General features: G+C 71.0%; 11 protein-coding genes and 1 tRNA gene. 1 reads left to right on the forward strand and 11 read right to left on the reverse strand.

Translation table 11 applies throughout. From position 1 onward, the window contains the following. Positions 1–110: 110 nt before the first annotated feature. The 9 genes from KZX60_RS04955 to KZX60_RS04995 all read right to left on the reverse strand — a co-directional run bounded on the left by KZX60_RS04955 (position 111) and on the right by KZX60_RS04995 (position 11,941). A complete protein-coding gene (locus KZX60_RS04955) occupies positions 111–4,007 on the reverse strand; it encodes a DNA-directed RNA polymerase subunit beta' (protein WP_248116160.1) in 3,897 nt (1,298 codons plus the stop codon). Between the two features lie 82 nt (positions 4,008–4,089). Further along, complete coding sequence (locus tag KZX60_RS04960) at positions 4,090–7,593, reverse strand: DNA-directed RNA polymerase subunit beta (RefSeq protein ID WP_248116042.1); 3,504 nt, start codon at positions 7,591–7,593, stop codon at positions 4,090–4,092. A gap of 272 nt (positions 7,594–7,865) precedes the next feature. Next, positions 7,866–8,249 carry a 50S ribosomal protein L7/L12 gene (gene rplL / locus KZX60_RS04965; protein ID WP_248116043.1) on the reverse strand — a complete coding sequence of 128 codons (384 nt, stop codon included), beginning with the start codon at positions 8,247–8,249 and terminating at the stop codon, positions 7,866–7,868. Positions 8,250–8,318: 69 nt separating this feature from the next. Beyond that, positions 8,319–8,840, reverse strand: a complete 522-nt coding sequence (rplJ, locus tag KZX60_RS04970; protein ID WP_248116046.1) for a 50S ribosomal protein L10 — start codon at positions 8,838–8,840, stop codon at positions 8,319–8,321. Positions 8,841–9,175: 335 nt separating this feature from the next. Beyond that, a complete protein-coding gene (rplA, locus tag KZX60_RS04975) occupies positions 9,176–9,883 on the reverse strand; it encodes a 50S ribosomal protein L1 (RefSeq protein ID WP_248116048.1) in 708 nt (235 codons plus the stop codon). 82 nt (positions 9,884–9,965) lie between these two features. Beyond that, the gene (gene rplK, locus KZX60_RS04980) at positions 9,966–10,397 is read right to left on the reverse strand and encodes a 50S ribosomal protein L11 (protein WP_248116049.1); all 432 of its coding nucleotides are present in this window, start codon (positions 10,395–10,397) and stop codon (positions 9,966–9,968) included. 133 nt (positions 10,398–10,530) lie between these two features. Continuing rightward, on the reverse strand, positions 10,531–11,427 hold the full coding sequence (gene nusG, locus KZX60_RS04985) for a transcription termination/antitermination protein NusG (protein ID WP_248116051.1): 897 nt from the start codon (positions 11,425–11,427) through the stop codon (positions 10,531–10,533). Positions 11,428–11,538: 111 nt separating this feature from the next. Then, on the reverse strand, positions 11,539–11,790 hold the full coding sequence (gene secE, locus KZX60_RS04990; RefSeq protein ID WP_248116162.1) for a preprotein translocase subunit SecE: 252 nt from the start codon (positions 11,788–11,790) through the stop codon (positions 11,539–11,541). Between the two features lie 78 nt (positions 11,791–11,868). Then, a tRNA-Trp gene (locus KZX60_RS04995) sits at positions 11,869–11,941 on the reverse strand. Between the two features lie 178 nt (positions 11,942–12,119). Here KZX60_RS04995 and KZX60_RS05000 point away from each other — a divergent pair. Next, the gene (locus tag KZX60_RS05000) at positions 12,120–13,328 is read left to right on the forward strand and encodes a pyridoxal phosphate-dependent aminotransferase (protein ID WP_248116053.1); all 1,209 of its coding nucleotides are present in this window, start codon (positions 12,120–12,122) and stop codon (positions 13,326–13,328) included. A gap of 90 nt (positions 13,329–13,418) precedes the next feature. Here the strand turns inward: KZX60_RS05000 and KZX60_RS05005 are convergent, their stop codons facing one another. Next, positions 13,419–14,105 carry a response regulator transcription factor gene (locus KZX60_RS05005; protein ID WP_248116056.1) on the reverse strand — a complete coding sequence of 229 codons (687 nt, stop codon included), beginning with the start codon at positions 14,103–14,105 and terminating at the stop codon, positions 13,419–13,421. Next, entirely contained in the window at positions 14,102–15,400 is a 1,299-nt protein-coding gene (locus tag KZX60_RS05010; protein ID WP_248116058.1) for an ATP-binding protein, read from the reverse strand. The genes KZX60_RS05005 and KZX60_RS05010 overlap by 4 nt, the downstream gene beginning before the upstream one ends. Between the last annotated feature and the right edge of the window lie 63 nt (positions 15,401–15,463).

The raw sequence follows: 15,463 nt of genomic DNA on the forward strand, positions 1-15,463 counted from the left end.
AGGCCGCACGCGAGAGGGCCCGCCCCTCCCCCGCCCTCAGGCGGAGGAGGGACGGGCCCTCGTCGCATCCGGGACCGGGCGGACCGCCGCAGCGGCCCGCCCGGAGCGGATCAGGCGCGGAAGTCGCCCCCGCGGCCGTAGTCGTCGAGCGACACGGCGTGGAACTCGCTCTCGCCGAGCGGCTGGTCCAGGCCCGGGTAGTCGAAGTCCGCGAAGCCGACCGGCGAGGCGTACAGGTTCGCCTTGGCCTCGTCCGTGGGCTCCACCGTGGTCTTCGTGTAGCGGTCCAGGCCGGTGCCGGCCGGGATCAGCTTGCCGATGATCACGTTCTCCTTCAGGCCCAGCAGCGGGTCCGACTTGCCCTCCATGGCCGCCTGCGTGAGGACGCGGGTCGTCTCCTGGAAGGACGCGGCCGAGAGCCACGAGTCGGTCGCCAGCGAGGCCTTCGTGATGCCCATGAGCTCGTCGCGCCCGGAGGCCGGCTGACGGCCCTCGGCCACGGCGGCCCGGTTGGCGGCCACGAAGCGCGGCCGGTCCGTCAGCTCGCCCGGCAGCAGGTCCGTGTCGCCGTTCTCGATGACGGTGACGCGCCGCAGCATCTGGCGGACGATGACCTCCACGTGCTTGTCGTGGATGCCCACGCCCTGCGACTGGTACACGTCCTGCACCTCCTCCACGAGGAAGCGCTGGGCGGCACGCGGGCCGAGCACGCGCAGGACCTGCTTGGGGTCCACGGCGCCGGCCACGAGCTGGGTGCCCACGGCCACGTGCTCGCCGTCCTCCACGAGGAGGCGCGCACGGCGCAGCACGGGGTAGGCGATCTCCTCGGAGCCGTCGTCCGGGGTGAGGATCAGGCGCACCGACGCGTCGGTGTCCTCGATCTGCACCCGGCCCGCCACCTCGGAGATCGGGGCCACGCCCTTGGGCGTGCGGGCCTCGAAGAGCTCCTGGATGCGGGGAAGGCCCTGGGTGATGTCGTCCGCCGAGGCGACGCCGCCGGTGTGGAACGTGCGCATGGTCAGCTGGGTGCCGGGCTCGCCGATCGACTGGGCCGCGATGATGCCCACGGCCTCGCCGATGTCCACGAGCTGGCCCGTGGCCATGGAGCGGCCATAGCACTTGGCGCACGTGCCGACGGCCGACTCGCAGGTCAGCACGGAGCGGACCTTGATCTCGGACACGCCGGCGTCCACCAGCTCGCCGATGAGCACGTCGCCCACGTCCGCGCCGGCGGTGGCCAGCACGGTGCCGTCCTCACCCGTCACGTCCTGCGCGAGGGTGCGGGCGAAGGCCGAGTTCTCCACCTGCTCGTGCATGACGAGCTCCCCGTCGGCGTTGGGCACGGCGATGGTCACGGACAGGCCGCGCTCCGTGCCGCAGTCCTCCTCGCGGACGATGACGTCCTGGGAGACGTCCACGAGACGACGGGTCAGGTAGCCCGAGTTCGCGGTCTTCAGCGCGGTGTCCGCGAGGCCCTTGCGGGCGCCGTGGGTGGCGGAGAAGTACTCGAGCACCGACAGGCCCTCGCGGTACGAGGACTTGATCGGGCGCGGGATGATCTCGCCCTTCGGGTTGGCCACGAGGCCGCGGATGCCCGCGATCTGGCGGACCTGCAGCCAGTTGCCTCGGGCGCCCGAGGACACCATGCGGTTGATCGTGTTCAGCTCGGACAGGCCGGCCTTCATGGCCGCGGCGACCTCGTCGGTGGCCTTGTTCCAGATGTCGATCAGCTCGGAGCGACGCTCGTCGTCCGCGATGAGGCCCTTGTCGTACTGGCTCTGCACGCGCTGCGACTGCGCCTCGTAGCCCTCCATGATGGAGGCCTTGTCGAAGTCGGACGTGATGTCCGAGATCGCCACCGTCACGCCGGACCACGTGCCCCAGTGGAAGCCCGCGTCCTTGAGGTTGTCCAGGGTCTGGGCGGTGGTCACCATCGGGTACCGCTCGGCGAGGTCGTTGACCAGCTGGCCGAGGGTGCCCTTGGTGGCCTGCGCGTCCAGCCACGGGTAGTCCGCCGGGAGGAGCTCGTTGAAGAGCACCTTGCCCAGCGTCGTCTCGATGAACGCGCGCTCGCCCTCGCTCCAGCCCTCGGGGGCCGGGACCGCCGCCGACGGCACGAAGCCGTCCACGCCGATGGTGACGGGGGCGTTGAGGTGCAGGTCGCCGCCGTCGAACGCCATGATGGCCTCCGCGACGGTGGAGTACTGCGTGCCCGCGCCGGCCTCGTCCGCCCGCACCGTGGTGAGGTGGTTCAGGCCGATGATCATGTCCTGGGCCGGCACGGCGACCGCGCGGCCGTCCGAGGGCTTCAGGATGTTGTGGCTCGAGAGCATGAGCAGACGGGCCTCCGCCTGCGCCTCCGGGGAGAGCGGCAGGTGCACGGCCATCTGGTCGCCGTCGAAGTCCGCGTTGAACGCGCCGCAGACGAGCGGGTGCAGCTGGAGGGCCTTGCCCTCCACGAGCTGCGGCTCGAACGCCTGGATGCCGAGGCGGTGCAGGGTGGGCGCGCGGTTCAGCAGCACGGGGTGCTCGGTGATGACCTCCTCGAGCACGTCCCACACCTGCGGGCGGAAGCGCTCGACCATGCGCTTGGCCGACTTGATGTTCTGCGCGTGGTTGAGGTCCACGAGGCGCTTCATCACGAACGGCTTGAAGAGCTCGAGCGCCATCTGCTTCGGCAGGCCGCACTGGTGCAGCTTCAGCTGCGGGCCCACCACGATGACCGAACGGCCCGAGTAGTCCACGCGCTTGCCGAGCAGGTTCTGGCGGAAGCGGCCCTGCTTGCCCTTGAGCATGTCGGACAGCGACTTCAGCGGCCGGTTGCCCGGCCCGGTGACGGGACGGCCGCGGCGGCCGTTGTCGAACAGGGAGTCCACGGCCTCCTGGAGCATGCGCTTCTCGTTGTTCACGATGATCTCAGGCGCGCCGAGGTCGAGCAGCCGCTTCAGGCGGTTGTTGCGGTTGATCACGCGGCGGTACAGGTCGTTCAGGTCGGAGGTCGCGAAGCGGCCGCCGTCGAGCTGGACCATGGGGCGCAGCTCCGGCGGGATCACCGGGACCGCGTCCAGGACCATGCCCGTGGGCGAGTTGTCCGTGGTGAGGAACGCGTTGACGACCTTCAGACGCTTCAGGGCGCGGGTCTTGCGCTGGCCCTTGCCGGTCTTGATGGTCTCGCGGAGCATCTCGGACTCGGCCTGCAGGTCGAAGGTCTGCAGACGGCGCTGGATCGACTCGGCGCCCATGGAGCCCTCGAAGTACTGGCCGTACTTGTCGCGCATGGCGCGGTAGAGGCCCTCATCGCCCTCGAGGTCGGCGACCTTGAGGTTCTTGAAGCGGTCCCACACCTGCTCCTTGCGGTCCAGCTCGGCGTCGGCGCGCTTGCGGATCTGGGACATGGTCTTGTCCGCCGCGTCGCGCGCCTTCTTCTTCTCCGCGGCCTTGGCGCCCTCGGACTCCAGCTTCGCGAGGTCCTTCTCGAGGTCCGCGGCGACGGCGGCGACGTCCGCGTCGCGCTGGTCGGCGAGGACGCGGGTCTCCTGGTCGTGCTCGGCCTGGAGGTTGGGGAGGTCGCGGTGACGCGCCTCCTCGTCCACCGAGGTGATCATGTAGGCCGCGAAGTAGATGACCTTCTCGAGGTCCTTCGGGGCGAGGTCCAGCAGGTAGCCCAGCCGGGACGGGACGCCCTTGAAGTACCAGATGTGGGTGACGGGGGCGGCCAGCTCGATGTGGCCCATGCGGTCACGGCGCACCTTGGAGCGGGTCACCTCGACGCCGCAGCGCTCGCAGATGATGCCCTTGAAGCGCACGCGCTTGTACTTGCCGCACGCGCACTCCCAGTCACGGGTGGGGCCGAAGATCTTCTCGCAGAAGAGCCCGTCCTTCTCCGGCTTCAGGGTGCGGTAGTTGATGGTCTCCGGCTTCTTGACCTCGCCGTACGACCAGCGGCGGATGTCCTCCGCCGTGGCCAGGCCGATGCGCATCAGGCCGAAAGAGTTGTCTGTGGACATGCTGTTCACGCTCATGCTCCGGTGAACTCCTTGGTTCGGTGGTTCTCAGTAGACGTCTGGTGGGATGCGGGAGTCAGCGGGATCAGACTTCCTCGACCGAGCTGGGCTCGGCGTGGGAGAGGTCGATGCCCAGCTCCTCGGCTGCGCGGTAGACCTCGTCCTCCGCGTCGCGCATCTCGATGGTCTGGCCGTCGGCGGAGAGGACCTCCACGTTCAGGCAGAGGGACTGCATCTCCTTGATGAGCACCTTGAAGGACTCCGGCACACCCGGCTCGGGGATGTTCTCGCCCTTGACGATGGCCTCGTAGACCTTCACGCGGCCGTGGATGTCGTCCGACTTGATGGTCAGCAGCTCCTGGAGGGTGAACGCGGCGCCGTACGCCTCGAGCGCCCACACCTCCATCTCGCCGAAGCGCTGGCCGCCGAACTGGGCCTTGCCGCCCAGCGGCTGCTGCGTGATCATCGAGTACGGGCCCGTGGAGCGGGCGTGGATCTTGTCGTCCACCAGGTGGTGCAGCTTGAGCATGTACATGTAGCCCACGGAGATCGGGTCCGGGAACGGCTCGCCGGAGCGGCCGTCGAACAGCTGCGCCTTGCCGTTGGTGCCCATGAGCCGGTCGCCGTCGCGGGTCTTGTTCACGTGGCCCAGCAGGCCGGTGATCTCCTCCGCCTCGGCGCCGTCGAACACCGGGGTGGCGACGTTGACCGGGCCGGACTGGCGCGGGAAGTTCGGCAGGTTGCCGATCCACTCGGGCTCGCCCTCGATGTCCCAGCCGCGCGAGGCGGCCCAGCCGAGGTGCAGCTCCATGACCTGGCCCAGGTTCATGCGGCCGGGCACGCCCAGGGGGTTCAGGACGATGTCCACCGGGGTGCCGTCCGCCAGGAACGGCATGTCCTCCAGGGGCAGGATCTTGGAGATGACGCCCTTGTTGCCGTGGCGGCCGGCCATCTTGTCGCCGTCGGTGATCTTGCGCTTCTGGGCGACATACACGCGCACGAGCTGGTTGACACCCGGGGAGAGGTCGTCGTCCTGCTCGCGGTCGAAGATGCGCACGCCGATGACGGTGCCGGACTCGCCGTGGGGCACCTTCAGGGACGTGTCGCGGACCTCGCGGGACTTCTCGCCGAAGATGGCGCGCAGCAGGCGCTCCTCCGGGGTCAGCTCGGTCTCGCCCTTCGGGGTGACGCGGCCGACCAGGATGTCGCCGGCCTCCACCTCGGCGCCGATGTGGATGATGCCGCGCTCGTCGAGCTGGGCCAGCACCTCCTCGGACACGTTGGGGATGTCGCGCGTGATCTCCTCGGCGCCCAGCTTGGTGTCGCGGGCGTCGACCTCGTGCTCCTCGATGTGGATCGAGGTGAGGACGTCCTCCGAGACCATGCGCTGGGACAGGATGATCGCGTCCTCGTAGTTCAGGCCCTCCCAGGGCATGAACGCGACGAGGAGGTTCTTGCCGAGCGCGAGCTCGCCGTGGTCCGTGGCGGGGCCGTCGGCGATGATGCTCAGGCGCTCGACGCGGTCGCCCTCGGACACGCGGACGCGCTGGTTGTACGCGTTGCCCTGGTTGGAGCGGGAGAACTTCATGATCGGGTAGTGCGTCGTGGTGCCGTCGTCGTTCATGACGGTCACCAGGTCCGCGGCCACCTCGGTCACCACGCCGGGGGCGGTGGCGGTCACGGAGTCGCCCGCGTCCACAGCCACGTACTTCTCCATGCCGGTGCCCACGTACGGGGCCTGCGACTGGAGCAGCGGCACGGCCTGGCGCTGCATGTTGGCGCCCATGAGCGCGCGGTTCGCGTCGTCGTGCTCGAGGAACGGGATCAGCGCCGTGGCGGCGGAGACCATCTGGCGCGGGGACACGTCCATGTAGTCGATGTCGTCCACGGTGGAGAGCACGGGCTCACCGCCGCCGCCGCGCTGGCGGCAGAGGACGAGCTCCTCGACGAAGGTGCCGTCGGCGTCCACCGGCGCGTTGGCCTGGGCGATCTGGAACTCGAGCTCGTCGTCCGCGGTCAGGTAGTCGACGTCGTCGGTGACGCGGCCGTCCACCACGCGGCGGTACGGGGTCTCGATGAAGCCGAAGGAGTTGATGCGGCCGAAGGTCGCGAGCGAGCCGATGAGGCCGATGTTCGGGCCTTCCGGGGTCTCGATGGGGCACATGCGGCCGTAGTGCGACGGGTGGACGTCACGGACCTCCATGCCGGCGCGGTCACGGGACAGGCCGCCCGGGCCGAGCGCGGAGAGGCGGCGCTTGTGGGTCAGGCCCGCGAGCGGGTTGTTCTGGTCCATGAACTGCGACAGCTGCGAGGTGCCGAAGAACTCCTTGATCGCCGCCACCACGGGGCGGATGTTGATCAGGGTCTGCGGGGTGATCGCCTCGACGTCCTGCGTGGTCATGCGCTCGCGCACGACGCGCTCCATGCGGGACAGGCCGGTGCGGATCTGGTTCTCGATCAGCTCGCCCACCGCGCGGATGCGACGGTTGCCGAAGTGGTCGATGTCGTCGACCTCGACGCGCACGTCGACGGTCTCGCCGTCGCGCGTGCCCTTGATGGACTTCTCGCCCGCGTGCAGCGCGGCGATGAAGTGCACCATCTGCACGAGGTCGTCCTCGGTCAGCACGGAGGCGTTCGGGTCGGCCAGGTGCACGTCCACGCCCAGCTTGCGGTTGAGCTTGTAGCGGCCCACCTTCGCCAGGTCGTAGCGCTTCGGGGTGAAGTACAGGTTGTTCAGCAGCGCCTGGGCCGCGTCGACGGCGGCGGGCTCGCCCGGGCGCAGCTTGCGGTAGATGTCCAGCAGCGCCTCGTTCTGGTCGGCGGTGCCGTCCTTCTCGAGGGTCGCGCGGATGGAGTCGTACTGGCCGAACTCCTCGAGGATGCGGGACTCGGTCCAGCCCATGGCCTTGAGCAGCACCGTCACGGGCTGCTTGCGCTTGCGGTCGAGGCGGACGCCGACCTGGTCGCGCTTGTCCACCTCGAGCTCGAACCACGCGCCGCGCGAGGGGATGATCTTGGCGGAGAAGATCTCCTTGTCCGAGGTCTTGTCCGGGGTGCGCTCGAAGTAGGCGCCCGGGGAGCGGACCAGCTGGGACACGACGACGCGCTCGGTGCCGTTGATGATGAACGTGCCGTTGCGCGTCATGAGCGGGAAGTCGCCCATGAACACGGTCTGCTGCTTGATCTCGCCGGTCGTGTTGTTCATGAACTCGGCCTTGACGTACAGCGGGGCGGCGAAGGTCGCGTCGCGGTCCTTGCACTCCTCCTCCGTCATCTTCGCGTCGGCGAACTCCGGATCGGAGAAGGACAGGGACATGGTGCCCTGGAAGTCCTCGATCGGGGAGATCTCCTCGAAGATGTCCGTGAGCCCGGAGGTCACGGGCACCGAGTGGTCGTCGACCGCGAGGGCCTGCTCCACTCGCGCGGACCAGCGCTCGTTGCCGATCAGGCGGTCGAACGACTCGGTCTGCAGCGCCAGCAGGTCCGGCACGTCCAGCGGCTCGGAGATCTTGGCGAAGGAGATGCGTCCGGCGGATGCGCCGGATCGCGGGGAGACAGTAGCGGTTTCATGGGTGCTCGAGGCGACCACGTAGGATCCTTCCACAGGCCTTCTGGGGTTCCGTTCGCTCCCCGTGCGCATGATGCGGACGGTGCGGGCCCACCGCTATATGAAGGCCACACGTCACCGTGCGGGCCGTCGGCGGTCAGGCCGTCCTCCAGGCAGCACGGAACAGGGGAGATGCAAAGATCCATCCTAACCCCGGGGTCCAGTCCTGTCCACCCACGCACGAGACCCCCGTCGCGCGATGTGCGACGGGGGTCTCGGGGTGAAGCGGTGAGATGCGGCTCAGGCCGCGATCATCACTTGAGGGTGACGGTGGCGCCGGCGCCCTCGAGCTGCTCCTTGGCCTTCTCGGCGGTCTCCTTGTTGACGCCCTCGAGGACCGGCTTGGGGGCGCCGTCGACGAGGTCCTTGGCCTCCTTCAGGCCGAGGGAGGTGAGGGCGCGCACCTCCTTGATGACGCCGATCTTCTTGTCGCCGGCGGCCTCGAGGATGACGTCGAACTCGTCCTTCTCCTCGGCGGCCTCGGCGGCGGGGGCACCGGCGCCGGCGGCGGCCATCGCCACGGGGGCGGCGGCGGTGACGTCGAACTTCTCCTCGAACGCCTTGATGAACTCGGACAGCTCGATGAGGGTCAGCTCCTCGAACGCGGCGAGCAGCTCTTCGGTGGTCAGCTTGGCCATGATGGCTCCTTTACGTGTACGTCTTGACTACGTGTGAAGTGGTGGGCCGTGCAGCCCGGGGTGGACTGCTCAGGCAGCCTGGTCCTGCTGGGCTCGCAGCGCCTCGACCGTGCGGGCGGTCTTGGACAGCGGAGCCTGGAACAGGGCGGCAGCCTTGGACATGCTGCCCTTCATCGCGCCGGCGAACTTCGCCAGCAGCACCTCGCGGGACTCGAGGTCCGCGAGCTTCTTGATGCCGGCCTCGTCCAGGGGCTGGCCATCCATGAAGCCGCCCTTGAGGACGAGCTTCTCGTGATCCTTGGCGAAGTCACGCAGGGCCTTCGCGACGTTGACCGGGTCTCCGGTCACGAACGCGATCGCGGTGGGACCGGCGAGGTGGGCCTCGAGGCCCTCCATGCCGGCTTCCTTGGCCGCGATCTCGGCCAGCGTGTTCTTCGCCACGGCGTAGGTCGCATCCTGACGGATGGAGTCACGGAGCTGCTTGAGCTCGGACACCGTCAGGCCACGGTATTCCGTCAGAACAGCGGCGTTGGACTCACGGAACAGGTCCGTGAGCTCCGCCACCGCCGACTCCTTCGCGGACGTCGCCATGGCACTCCTCTCGATGATCGTGGGGACCGCCTGAGCCCCGGACAACGAGAAACGCCCCGTGCGGGTGCACGGGGCGTGGCGACACGGGACGGATCGGGCCTGACGGCCGTCGTCCTGGGACGGAGCTCTGCTGCACCTGCGCGGGCCGCCTCCGTTGCGGAGGTCCTTCGGTGATGGCGGCATGCCGACATCACGACCGGCGGTCTTCGGTCCGTCAAGACTACCCGGCCCCTCCCCCGGCCGCAAGTCGGCGGCTCCGTGGGACGACGACGGCCGGCCGCCCGTGAGGGCGACCGGCCGTCGTCGTGTGCGGACCCGCGGGCCCGCCCCCGGGATCAGGCCTGCTCGAACTCGACCGTGGTCACGTTCGGGTCCATCTGGACGCCGGGGCCGAAGGTGGTGGCCACGGTCGCCTTGGAGATGTAGCGGCCCTTCGAGGAGGACGGCTTCAGGCGGAGGATCTCCTCCAGGGCGGCGGCGTAGTTCTCCACGAGGGCCTTCTCCTCGAAGGAGGTGCGGCCGATGATGAAGTGGAGGTTGGCGTGCTTGTCGACGCGGAAGTCGATCTTGCCGCCCTTGATGTCGGACACGGCCTTGGCCACGTCCGGGGTCACGGTGCCGGTCTTGGGGTTCGGCATCAGGTTGCGGGGGCCGAGGACCTTGCCGAGGCGGCCGACCTTGCCCATGAGCTCCGGGGAGGCCACGGCGGCGTCGAAGTCCACCCAGCCCTCGGAGATCTTGGCGATCAGGTCGTCGTCGCCGACGACGTCGGCGCCGGCGGCGCGGGCGGCCTCGGCGCGCTCACCGGTGGCGAACACGACGACGCGGGCGGTCTTGCCGGTGCCGTGGGGCAGGCTCACGGAGCCGCGGACCATCTGGTCGGCCTTGCGGGGGTCGACGGACAGGCGGAGGGCGACCTCCACCGTGGCGTCGGACGCGGAGGGGTTGGTCTCCTTGGCGAGGGCGATCGCCTTGGCGGGAGCGTAGATCTCCTCGCCGATCGCGGCCTTGGCCGCCTTGTATGCCTTGCTGCGCTGTGCCATCTGCGTGCTTCTCCTTGTGCAGTCGTGGTCTGTCGGGCCGCGCTCGGCCCTGCCACTGAGGGGGTGATGAGGGGGGAGGGCGTCAGCCCTCGACGGTGATGCCCATCGAACGGGCGGTGCCCGCGATGATCTTGGCGGCGGCCTTCACGTCGTTGGCGTTCAGGTCCTCCATCTTGGTGGTGGCGATCTCCTCGCACTGGGCCTGGGTCAGCTTGCCGACCTTGTCCGTGTGCGGGGTGGAGGAGCCCTTCTGGACGCCCGCGGCCTTCTTGATGAGCTCGGCGGCCGGCGGGGTCTTGGTGATGAACGTGAACGAGCGGTCCTCGTACACGGTGATCTCCACCGGCACCACGTTGCCGCGCTGCGACTCGGTGGCGGCGTTGTAGGCCTTGCAGAACTCCATGATGTTCACGCCGTGCTGGCCCAGGGCGGGGCCGATGGGCGGAGCCGGGTTGGCGGCGCCGGCCTGGATCTGAAGCTTGATCAGACCGGAGACCTTCTTCTTGGGAGCCATGAGTGGATCCTTCTCTCACTTCGGGGACCCACGGCGCAGGAGCGCACCGTGGGAGTGTGGCCGCCGTGGCGCGGCGGCCGGTGCCGCCCCCGGGCCGGCAGGCGGCCGGCTCGGGGCGGAAGCGGGGGTGTCCTCAGATGACCTTGGTCACCTGGCTGAAGGACAGGGTCACGGGGGTCTCGCGCTCGAAGATCGAGACGAGGACCACCAGCTGCTGGGACTCCGGCTTGATCTCGGAGATCGTCGCCGGGAGGGTCTCGAACGGGCCGTCATCGACGGTCACGGACTCGCCCACCTCGAAGTCCACGTGGACGGCGGGGGCGGTGGAGGGGAGGTCGGACGCCGGGACGGCCAGGCCGGCCTTCTCCGCGGCGCGCGTGGCCTCCTGGATCACGGACGGGGCCAGCATGTCGTAGACCTCGGTGAGGGTCAGCGGCTGCGGGGAGTGCGCGTCGTTGCCCACGAACCCGGTGACGCCGGGGGTGTGGCGCACGACGCCCCACGAGGCGTCGTCGAGGTCCATGCGGACGAGGACGTAGCCCGGGATGCGCACGCGCGAGACGATCTTGCGCGTGGTGTTCTTGATCTCCACGACCTCCTCCATGGGGACCTCGATCTCGTAGATCGCGTCCTCCATGTCCTGGGTCTGGATGCGCGTCTCGAGGTTGGTCTTCACGCGCTTCTCATAGCCGGCGTAGGTGTGCACCACGTACCAGTCGCCGGGCTGGCGGCGCAGGCGGGTGCGCAGCTCCTCGGCGGGGTCGACGACGGGCTCCTCCTCGGCAGGGGCGGCGTCCTCAGCAGGAGCGGTCTCCGCGGCCTGGGCGTCGGCGTCCTCCGTGGGGGCGGCCTCGACGTCGACGTCGGCGGCGGAATCGGCGGCCAGGTCGGCCTCCTGCACGGCGGCCTCGGCGGCCTCGCCCGGCACGGCCTCGTCCGTCTCGGGCTCGACGACGCCCTCTGCGGCGGCGGTCTCCTCGACGGAGACGGAGTCCTCGGGGGACTGACGATCCATTTCCTGCTCGGACACGGCTTCCTGCTTTCTGCTGACGGGGGTCGGACGACCCTCCACTGACGGGGGGGCCTTGGCGTGCGGGCGTGTGGACGCCTCCTGCGCCGCGGGGCCCGGCTCGCGGTCCGCTCAGCGGCCGCCCGTGCCGAACGTCAGACCCGCCAGGGTGCCGAACAGCCAGTCCAGGCCCATCACCAGGAGGATCATGACCGCCACGAAGGCGAGCACCACTGCGGTCATGCGCAGCAGCTCCTCGCTCGTGGGGGTGACCACCTTGCGGAGCTCGTCCACCACCTGGCGCAGGAACAGGGCGATCCGCGCGAAGAGCCCACGGCGCTGCCTGTCCGGCGCCGGGGTGGAGCCCCCGCCGTTCGCCGCCAACTCAGTCACGTGGCCTCACTCAATCGGATCGCCGAAACGCTTGCACGCCTGTGCCGGGCACTTCAGCCCGGCACCGAGCAGGGCAGACAGGACTCGAACCTGCAACCTGCGGTTTTGGAGACCGCTGCGCTACCAATTGCGCCACTACCCTAGGTGTCCGCCTGCCGACTCCCGGGCGCTCGCCCAGGACCGTCATCGCGGTACCGAGCGTTCAGAATACGCCATGCCGGGCCGGGAGTCGAACCGGGGCGGCGCACTCACTACGCTGGCGTGCGGAGGCGTGCCCTCCGCACCTCGCTCCCGCCCTCGAACCGCCGAAGAAGGTCCCCATGGCTTCCCCCGCACGCCGCGTGTCCACCCGCCTCGCCGCCATCGACCCGTCCGCCACCCTCGTCGTCGACGCGCGGGCCAAGGAGCTCAAGGCCGCTGGCCGTCCCGTGATCGGCTTCGGCGCGGGCGAGCCCGACTTCCCCACCCCGGGCTACATCGTCGACGCGGCCGTCGCCGCCGCGCAGGACCCGAAGAACCACCGCTACTCCCCCGCCGCCGGCCTGCCCGAGCTGCGCGAGGCGATCGCGGCCAAGACCCTGCGGGACTCCGGCGTCTCCGTGGAGGCCTCCCAGGTGCTCGTGACGAACGGCGGCAAGCAGGCCGTCTACAACACGTTCGCCGCCCTGCTGGACCCGCAGGACGAGGTCCTCGTCCCCGCGCCGTACTGGACCACCTACCCGGAGGCCATCCGCCTGGCCGGCGGCGTGCCGGTGGACGTGTTCGCGGGCCCCGAGGCGGGCTACAAGGTCACCGTGGAGCAGCTCGAGGCCGCCGTCACGGACCGCACCAAGGCGCTCCTCTTCGTCTCGCCCTCCAACCCGACCGGCGCGGTCTACTCCCCCGAGGAGACGAAGGCCATCGGCGAGTGGGCCCTCGAGCGGGGCCTGTGGGTCGTCACCGACGAGATCTACGAGCACCTCACCTACGACGGCGTGCCCTTCACCTCCATCGTCGCGGCCGTCCCGGGCCTGGCGGAGCAGGCCGTGGTCGTCAACGGCGTCGCGAAGACCTACGCGATGACCGGCTGGCGCGTCGGATGGATGGTCGGCCCGGTGGACGTCATCAAGGCGGCCACGAACCTGCAGTCGCACGCCACCTCCAACGTGGCCAACGTGTCCCAGCGCGCGGCCCTCGCCGCCGTCGCGGGGCCGCTGGACGCCGTCGAGGAGATGACGACGGCCTTCGACCGCCGCCGGACGGCCATGGTCGCGGCCATGAACGCCGTGCCCGGCTTCCACTGCCCCACGCCGGAGGGTGCCTTCTACGCGTACGTGGACGTCCGTGAGGCGCTCGGGAAGACGTACCGCGGAGGCGTCACCCCCACGACGTCGGCCGAGCTCGCCGCGTTCATCCTCGATGAGGCCGAGGTCGCCGTCGTGCCCGGCGAGGCCTTCGGCCCCTCGGGCTACCTGCGCCTGTCCTACGCGCTGGGCGACGACGACCTGGCCGAGGGAGTCGAGCGCATCCGCGCACTGCTCTCCGAGTGATCGCGGTCCTCGCCGGCCGCGAGTGCGTCGCGGCCGGCCGCAGACCTGCGAGCCCCGCGCCGCCCGGCGCGGGGCTCGCCCGCATCCGGCTCAGGCGTATCCGCGGCGCGCGGCCCAGCGCGTGAGCTCGTGGCGGTTGGAGAGCTGGAGCTTGCGCAGCACGGAGGACACGTGGCTCTCCACCGTGCGGTCCGAGATGAACAGCTCGGCGCCGGCCTCCCGGTACGTGTAGCCCCGGGCCACGAGGCGCATGACGTCCCGCTCGCGGGAGGAGAGGCGGTCGAGGTCCTCGTCCCGGGCCGGCTCCCCGGCCTCCGGTGCCGGCGCCGACGGCGACGGCGGGCTCCCGCGGAACGCGTCGAGGACGAATCCGGCGAGGCGCGGCGAGAACACGGCGTCGCCGCCGGCCACCCGCGCGGCCGCCTCCGTGACGTCGGCCCCCGAGGCGGTCTTCGTGATGTAGCCGCGGGCCCCGGCGCGGATCACGGCGACCACGTCCTCCGCGGCATCGGACACGGACAGCGCCAGGAAGCGCGTGCCCGGCCGCCGCTCCAGCACGCGCGCGGCCACTTCGGCCCCGCCGCCGCCCGCTCCGCCGGGCAGGTGCACGTCGAGGAGCACGACGTCGGGCTCCCGCTCGAGGACCTCGCGGACGGCGGCGTCGACGTCCCCGGCCTCGCCCACGATCTCGACCCGCGCCGGATCCAGGTCGGCGCGCAGTCCGGCGCGGAAGATCGCGTGGTCGTCCACGATCACGGCGGTGAGCGGGATGGTCATGCGGTCTCCTCCCGCGGATCGGTCGGGTGGGCGGGCTCGGGAAGGGCCAGGTGCACCTCGGTGCCGCCCGGCCCGGAGCGGAGACGGGCCGACCCTCCTGCCCGGCGCATGCGGCCAAGGATCGACTCGCGCACGCCCATCCGGTCGGCGGGGACCTCGTCGAGGTCGAAGCCCGCCCCGCGGTCACGCACGAAGACCTCCGCGAGCCGCGGTGCGCCGTCGTCGTCGGTCACCTCGGCGAAGACCTGGACGTCCCCCGCGTGGCGCGCGGCGTTGAGGACGGCCTCCCGGGCGGCGGCCACGAGTGGCTCGAGCCAGGCCCCGGAGGCCTCGCCGACCGCGACCACCTCCACGCGGCGGCCGTGGGCGTCCTCGACCTCGGCCGCCGTCTCCTCGAGCCGTTCGCGCAGGGTCCCGCCGAGCCCGGCCGCCTCGGGGAAGAGGAACCGGCGCAGCTCGCGCTCCTGGGCGCGGGCCACCCGGGCGACCGTCTCCGGGTCCTCGGCGCGCCGCTGGATCAGCGCCAGGGACTGCAGCACCGAGTCGTGCAGGTGCGCCGCGATCTCGGCGCGCTCCGCGTGGACCGCGAGCGCCGTGCGCTCCTCGTCCCGGCGGCGCTGCCACGCCAGCAGGTAGGGCATGGCCACCAGGGCCGCCCCGGCCAGCATGGCGACGGCGACCACCAGTCCCAGCCACAGCTCGCCCGAGCCGACGGCGCCCACGGCGAGGGCCAGCACGGCGAGGAGCACGAGCCCCGATCCGAGGGCGAGGCGCACGAGGCGGCCGCCGCGCTCCCCGCGCCCGCCCCGGCCGAGGTCCAGCTGCATCCACGCGAGCCCGAGGCCGATCACGAGCACCGCCACGGGGCCCACGAGCGCCCAGTCCACGTCCACGCCCAGCCCGTCGGCCGCCACGATCCCGCCGACGCCGAGCAGGACCGCGGCGAGCAGCAGCGGCCAGCCGCCCTCCCGGACGCGCTCGGCCACCTCGGGCAGGCGTTCGGCGAGCGTGGGGGCCGGGCCGGCGACGCCGTCTGCCGCGGGGGTGCCGGGCGCGTCCTCCGGCATGAGCAGCCAGAGCCAGGCGTAGAGCGCCGCCCCGGCGCCGCCGGCCAGGGTGAGCAGCACGAACCCCCAGCGCACCGCCGCGGTGGAGAGGCCCAGGTGCCGGGCGACGCCGGCGGCGACCCCGGCCACCGGCCGGTCGGCGCCATGCCGGGCCAGCGGAGGGCGCGCGGGCAAGGCCGGACGCACGGGACCCGTCGGTGTCGGCGCGGTGGGGACGGCGGGGCTCATGGCTCCATCCTGCCCGTCCCGTGCACGGGGCACATCCGGGACCGGATCCGGGACATCCCGGAT

Origin of the sequence: Micrococcus sp. EYE_212, from assembly GCF_023147585.1 — a bacterium.
Taxonomy (GTDB): Bacteria; Actinomycetota; Actinomycetes; order Actinomycetales; family Micrococcaceae; genus Micrococcus.